The organism is Actinoalloteichus spitiensis RMV-1378 (genome assembly GCF_000239155.1).
Classification (GTDB): Bacteria; Actinomycetota; Actinomycetes; order Mycobacteriales; family Pseudonocardiaceae; genus Actinoalloteichus_B; species Actinoalloteichus_B spitiensis.
On sequence record NZ_AGVX02000159.1, the window covers coordinates 1 to 5640 of the forward strand.

Annotated in this window: 7 protein-coding genes; 1 reads left to right on the forward strand and 6 read right to left on the reverse strand. The window is 71.6% G+C overall.

All coding sequences use genetic code 11. The features are described from left to right. Positions 1-14: 14 nt before the first annotated feature. From ACTIDRAF_RS0208410 to ACTIDRAF_RS0208435, 6 genes are all read right to left on the reverse strand, one after another. On the reverse strand, positions 15-746 hold the full coding sequence (locus ACTIDRAF_RS0208410) for an ABC transporter permease (protein ID WP_016698292.1): 732 nt from the start codon (positions 744-746) through the stop codon (positions 15-17). Positions 747-1032: 286 nt separating this feature from the next. Next, positions 1033-1944 (reverse strand): ABC transporter ATP-binding protein, encoded by a 912-nt coding sequence (locus ACTIDRAF_RS0208415; RefSeq protein WP_016698293.1) that lies wholly within the window; start codon positions 1942-1944, stop codon positions 1033-1035. A 35-nt stretch (positions 1945-1979) separates the two neighbouring features. Next, positions 1980-2723 (reverse strand): hypothetical protein, encoded by a 744-nt coding sequence (locus tag ACTIDRAF_RS0208420; RefSeq protein WP_016698294.1) that lies wholly within the window; start codon positions 2721-2723, stop codon positions 1980-1982. Further along, positions 2720-3601, reverse strand: coding sequence for an ATP-binding cassette domain-containing protein (locus tag ACTIDRAF_RS0208425; protein WP_016698295.1), 882 nt, complete (start codon positions 3599-3601; stop codon positions 2720-2722). The genes ACTIDRAF_RS0208420 and ACTIDRAF_RS0208425 overlap by 4 nt, the downstream gene beginning before the upstream one ends. Further along, complete coding sequence (locus ACTIDRAF_RS0208430) at positions 3598-3963, reverse strand: GntR family transcriptional regulator (RefSeq protein WP_016698296.1); 366 nt, start codon at positions 3961-3963, stop codon at positions 3598-3600. Before ACTIDRAF_RS0208430 ends, ACTIDRAF_RS0208425 begins: the two co-directional genes overlap by 4 nt. A gap of 526 nt (positions 3964-4489) precedes the next feature. Beyond that, positions 4490-5281, reverse strand: coding sequence for a TetR/AcrR family transcriptional regulator (locus tag ACTIDRAF_RS0208435; protein ID WP_016698297.1), 792 nt, complete (start codon positions 5279-5281; stop codon positions 4490-4492). Between the two features lie 127 nt (positions 5282-5408). On the opposite strand from ACTIDRAF_RS0208435, the gene ACTIDRAF_RS27845 reads away from it, so the two are divergent. After that, positions 5409-5640, forward strand: a 232-nt coding sequence (locus ACTIDRAF_RS27845; protein WP_039786380.1) for an ATP-binding cassette domain-containing protein, incomplete at its 3' end; no start/stop codon positions are given.

Sequence of the window (5640 nt, forward strand, 5' to 3'; positions counted from 1 at the left end):
ACCGCCCACCCGGATCACGCCCAGCGGAAGAACCGCGCGGCCACCACGCTCCCCAGAACGGTCCACCCGACGAGCACGACGACGTGCAGCAGGCTCGGCCACTCGCCCACGACGGTGGCGTCGAGGGCCTGGACCAGGGCGCCGAGCGGCACGAAGTCGCTGATCGCCCGCACCAGGTCGGGCATCGCGGGCCCGGGTGTCCAGGTGCCGGCGAAGAACGCCATCGGGAAGAACAGGGCGTTCCCCACCCCGGAGGCGACGCGGCCGTTCGAGCACAGCGCCGCCGACACCAGCCCCAGCGACATCAGGCAGCCGATTCCCAGGACCAGGACCAGGAGGTAGCCGGCGAGGCTGCCGGGGGCGCTCAGCCCGAACGCGAGGCCACCGACGAGGTGGACGAGGATGATGGACACGACCGCCGCACCGCAGTTGACCGCCGCCTGCGCCGCCAGCACGACCGACGGCCGGGCCGGGGTCGCCGAGAGCCGCCGGAGCACCCCCTGCTCCCGGTAGTTCGACATGATGGTGGGCAGGCTGACGAGCGCGGTCATCGCGACGCCCATGCTGATCGCGATCGGCGCGTAGATGTCGATGAGCGCGCGCCCCCCGAAGTCCTCGTCGCCCAACGGGATCAGACCGATCAGGACCATGAGCAGCGCGGGGAAGATCGGCGCGAACCCGGCCGCGACGGGATCGCGGAGGAACAGGCGGACTTCGGTGGTGACGGTGGTTCGGACAGCGGACATGAGGGTCCCCCAGGAGAACGTGAGCGGTGGTGGCGCGGTCGAGCCGGACGGGCAGTGGGACGAGCCGGCGGCCCGACCGTGGGCGGGCGTCGTCGACGGCGCGGTCGGTGGACGGCGAAGGCCCCGAGGCGAGGAGCGGGCGGCACGCCGGGCGCTACGGGAGGCCGGCGCGCGGGTCCGTCCTGATGGGGTGGGATCGGGAGGTGCGGGTCGGCGGTCGGCGATGACGGCCGGCCGCCGGGTGAGCCGGAGCTCGTGGCGCGGGAAGGCGCCGGGGGGCGGTCCCTCAGGCGGCGGCGCGGTCGGCGCCGGTCAGTTCCACGAAGGCGTCGTCGAGACCGGGCTGGTTGACCCGCAGGTCGGTGACCCGCACGCCCCTGGCGTGCAGGGCCTCGTAGATCTCGGTCAGGCTGTCCTCGCCGCCGACGACGACGAGGTGTTCACCGCGCCGCTCCACCTCGCTGACCGTCGGCAGCTGGGCGACGACGTCCTCCACCCGCGCCCCCACGGGACGGAACCGGATGCGGTGCGGGAGCCCGGACCGGCGGACCAGCCCCGCAGCGGTGTCGATGGCCACCGTCTGGCCGGCGTCGATCACGGCGAGCCGGTCGCAGAGCCGTTCGGCCTCGTCCATGAAGTGCGTGACGATCAGCAGGGTCACCCCGGAGTCCCGGATGCTCTCGATCAACCCCCACGTGTCCCGCCGGGCCTGCGGGTCGAGCCCGGTGGTCAGCTCGTCGAGGACCGCGACCTTGGGCCGGCCGACCAGGGCCAGCGCCACCGAGAGGCGCTGCTTCTGGCCACCGGAGAGCTTCCCGAAGCGGGAGTTCACCTTGTCCCCGAGGCCGAGCCGGTCCACCAGGTCCCGCCAGTCGACGGGGTTCGGGTAGAAGGAGCTGTAGAGGCGCATCGCCTCGGCGACGGTGATCTTGTCCGGTAACCGGCTCTCCTGGAGCTGCACGCCAACCTGCTCCCGCACGGCCTGCCGGTCCCGCGCGGGGTCGAGCCCGAGGACGGTCACCGCGCCACCGTCCCGCTCGCGCAGCCCGGTCAGGCACTCCACGCTCGTGCTCTTCCCCGCCCCGTTCGGTCCGAGGATGCCGAAGATCTCCCCCTCCGCCACGCTGAACTCGACGTCGTGGACGACGGCCCGCCCGGCGTAGCTCTTGCGGAGGCCCCTGATGTCGATCACCGTCATGGTTCACCCTCTCGTCCCTGTGGTCCTGGTTGGTCTCAGGAGGTCGGCCGCCGCAGCGGCATGTCCCGCATCAGCCGGTGGTTGAGCAGGAGCATCACGGCGACCACGGCGGTCCCGAGTGGGACGCTGGCGGCCATGGGGAGCGGCTCGATGCCCAGCGCGCCGTAGGACTGGCCGACCCAGCCGACGCCGAGCAACGCCTCGGGCAGCAGCCCGAGCAGCAGGCAGGGCAGCAGGAGCCCCAGCCCGCCCCATCCGCCGTACCTGGCGAAGACGGAGCCGATCAGCCAGCCCAGGGCCATGAAGGCCGCCAGGGCGACGAGGTGCTCCAGGAAGATCACGCCCACCTGCGCCGAGCTGTCGAACAGGTGCGGGGTGCGGTAGGTGATCGGGATGCTCGTCCCGTCGAGGACGAACCACTCGACGAGGAACAGGCCGCTGATCACCGCCGCGGCGGCGGCCGCGCCGCCGAGGATCAGGGTGGTCCCCGCCCAGAAGAGCTGGTGGCGGGTCACCCCCATTGGCAGGTAGTGCGCGAGCAGGGTGCTGGTGACGATGATCGCGAGCGAGCCGAGGAAGAAGCGGGGTGAGCTGTTGGCCAGGAGCTCCGCGTGACTGGTGGGCTCGTCGGTTCCCTCGCCGTGGACCAGCGCCACGTAGCCGATGACCGCGAAGACGACGATGACGATGGCGAAGTAGAGGGCACTGATCCACAGCATCGCGGGAGCGACCAGGCGGGTGACCGTGAGCGCGGGGCGACGTCGGGTCGTGGTGGTCATCGCCGGTCCTTCCGGGTGAGGTGGACGAACAGGTCCTGGAGGCGCACCGGACCGGCCTCGACGCCGGCCGCCCTGGCGTGGGAGAGGGTGTCCTCGTCGAGGTCCCCGTAGACGGTGATCGACGTGGTGCCGCCGAGGACCTGTTCGTTGAGGACGGTGAGGCCGGGGCGCAGGTCGTCGACGGCCCGCGTCGGCCCGGTCAGGCTGACTCCCCGGCTCCGGAGGTCGTCGGTGTCCTCGTGCGCCAGGAGTCGCCCCTCGTCGAGGATGAGGACCTCCTCGAACAACGAGTCCACCTCCTCCACGAGGTGGGAGGACATGATCACCGTGCGCGGGTGGGCCATGTAGTCGGAGAGCACCTCGTCGTAGAAGGCGTAGCGGGAGGGCGCGTCCAGCCCCACGTAGGCCTCGTCGAAGATCGTGACCGGCGCCCGGGAGGCCAGCCCGATGACGATGTTGAGCGCCGACCTCTTCCCCAGCGAGAGCGAGGAGAGCCGTTTGCGCTGGGGGAGTTCGAAGAGGTCGACCAGCCGGTCGGCGTACTCCTGGTCCCAGTGGGGACGCAGCGCGGCGGCGGTGCGGAGGTAGCCGCCGACCTTCCACATCTCGTCACCGGAGTCCTTGACCCTGTCCTGCACCAGGCAGACGTCCGGCATGGTCCTCGGGTTCTCGAACGGGTCCTCCCCGTCCACGAGCAGCGTGCCGGACGTGGGCTTCATGAGGGACGCGACCAGCGATAAGAGCGAGGTCTTCCCGGAGCCGTTCCTCCCGATGAGGCCGTAGATCCCACCGCCGGCCAGGCGGAAGTCGAGCCCGCGCAGCGCGGGGGATCCCCGGTAGTCCAGCCGCAGGTCCCGGGCTTCGATCGAGTAGGTCACTTCTGGGTCCCCCTTCCGGTCTCGATGTGCCGCACCACGTCGTCGAGCGAGATGCCGAGCACCCGTGCCTCGGCCAGCATCACGTCGACGACCTCCCGGAAGAAGCGCTCACGGCGCTGGGCCAACAGCACCGGCCTGGCCTCTCCGCTCACGAACATCCCTATTCCCCGCTTCTTGTAGAGCACGCCCTCGTCGATCAGCTGACGGAAGGCCTTGGCCGCCGTCGCCGGGTTGATCCGGTAGAAGGCCGCGTACTGGTTGGTCGACATGACCTGCGCGTCCGCCGGGAGCTCTCCGGAGAGCACGTCGTTTTTGATCTTGTCCGCGATCTGCTGGTAGATCGGACTCCGGTCATCGAACACGTACGTCCTCCGGCGTCCTTGGGTTCGTTACTCATGTAGTGAACCACAGGAGGGGTAGACACGGCAAGGACGTTCCCCTCGGCACGAGGGACGAGCGGGAGCAGCGGAGAGGAGGGCGGTGACCTGCGAGAAGAGCATGCGACGAGCCACCCGGGCCACGACTGGGCTCGGCGGAGGCCATCCGGCCGGCGCGCCGAACGGTCGGAACGCACGCCCGGTTCCCGCCACGACCGACGAACCCCGCGCAGCGGGGACACCCCCACCACGCCCACCCGAGCCCCGTCCGACGGGACGACGGGCGACCCGAGCCCGTGCCCGCGCACCGCGCGGGGCCCGGACCGAGAAGAGACGCCAGGCGGGGGCGCGCGCACCACTCACGGCGGGCGGACCCGACCCGACCGGGAGCCGCGCGGGAGCCGGGCTGGAGGGCGGGTGCGCGGTGGACCCGCCGGCACACTCCGCCGAGGCGCCCGGACGCGCGGGATCACCCGGACGACGGCCGGGACACCGGGGGCGACACGGGCTGTCAGACCTCCTGGTCGCAACCGCCGCGAACCGCGCGGACGCGCGCCTCCACACCGTCGAGGAGCCTCGCCAGCCCGTAGTCCATGGTGAATCCGGTGTCCTCGGGCCATTCCTCGCCGCCGGTCTCGAAGACCCCCGCCTCCATCAGGCGCACCAGGTTGGGGTACCGGCCGGGATCGACGACGGCGCCCAGCGTCGCGGCGTAGTTCTGGATGTGGGCCGCGGACTCACCGGCGGGGGCGGCCGCGCGGGCGCGGCCCAGGTCGAGGCTGATCCGCGAGAGGTCACGCAACGCGCCGACCAGGAACAGCGCGATGAGCAGCGCCTCCTCCTCACCCAGGCCGCTGCCGCTCAGCGCGCGCAACAGCTCCTCCATCCAGGCGAGCTGGTTGGGACCCAGCGGCGGGGTGTTCAGCTGGGCCCGGATCAGCCACGGGTGCCGGCCGTAGAGGTCGACCAGTGCCCGGGCGACGATCTCCACCTCCCGCCGCCAGCCGCCGGGCGCGCCCGCCGCGCTGGGAGGAGCGGCGATGGCGGCGTCGACCATGAGGTCGATCAGCTGCTCCTTGCTGGAGAGGTACCGGTACAGCGACATCGTGCTGTAGCCGAGTTCGGACGCGACCCGCTGCATCGACAGCTCCTCGAGCCCTTCGGCATCGGCCACCGCGATGGCGGCCGCCACAATCTTCGCCAGGCTCAGCCCGGGTTTCGGCCCCCGGGACGGCCGTGCCGTCTGGTCCCGCCAGAGCAGTTCCAGGCTGCTCGGCCGCGCGTCGCCGCCGTCCGCTGTCATCGCCCACCCATCACGTCGGTTGACGACGATCCTAGAACTGTGTATGAAATACACACAACAGTGTGCGACGTACACAGTTTCTGGCGGCGGCCTGCCGCCGCCCTACACCTTCTGGGGACACCACCACATGACCACCACCGCCATCCCGATCCAGGCGAGCGGCCTCCGCCGCTCCCTCGGGTCGACCCAGGTGCTCGACGGCGTCGACCTCCGCGTGCCGCGCGGAACGCTGCTGGCCCTGCTCGGCCCCAACGGCGCCGGCAAGACCACCACCGTCCGCATCCTCAGCACCCTGCTCCAGCCCGACGCGGGCACCGCCACGGTCAACGGCCACGACGTCGTCACGGCGGCGGCCGCCG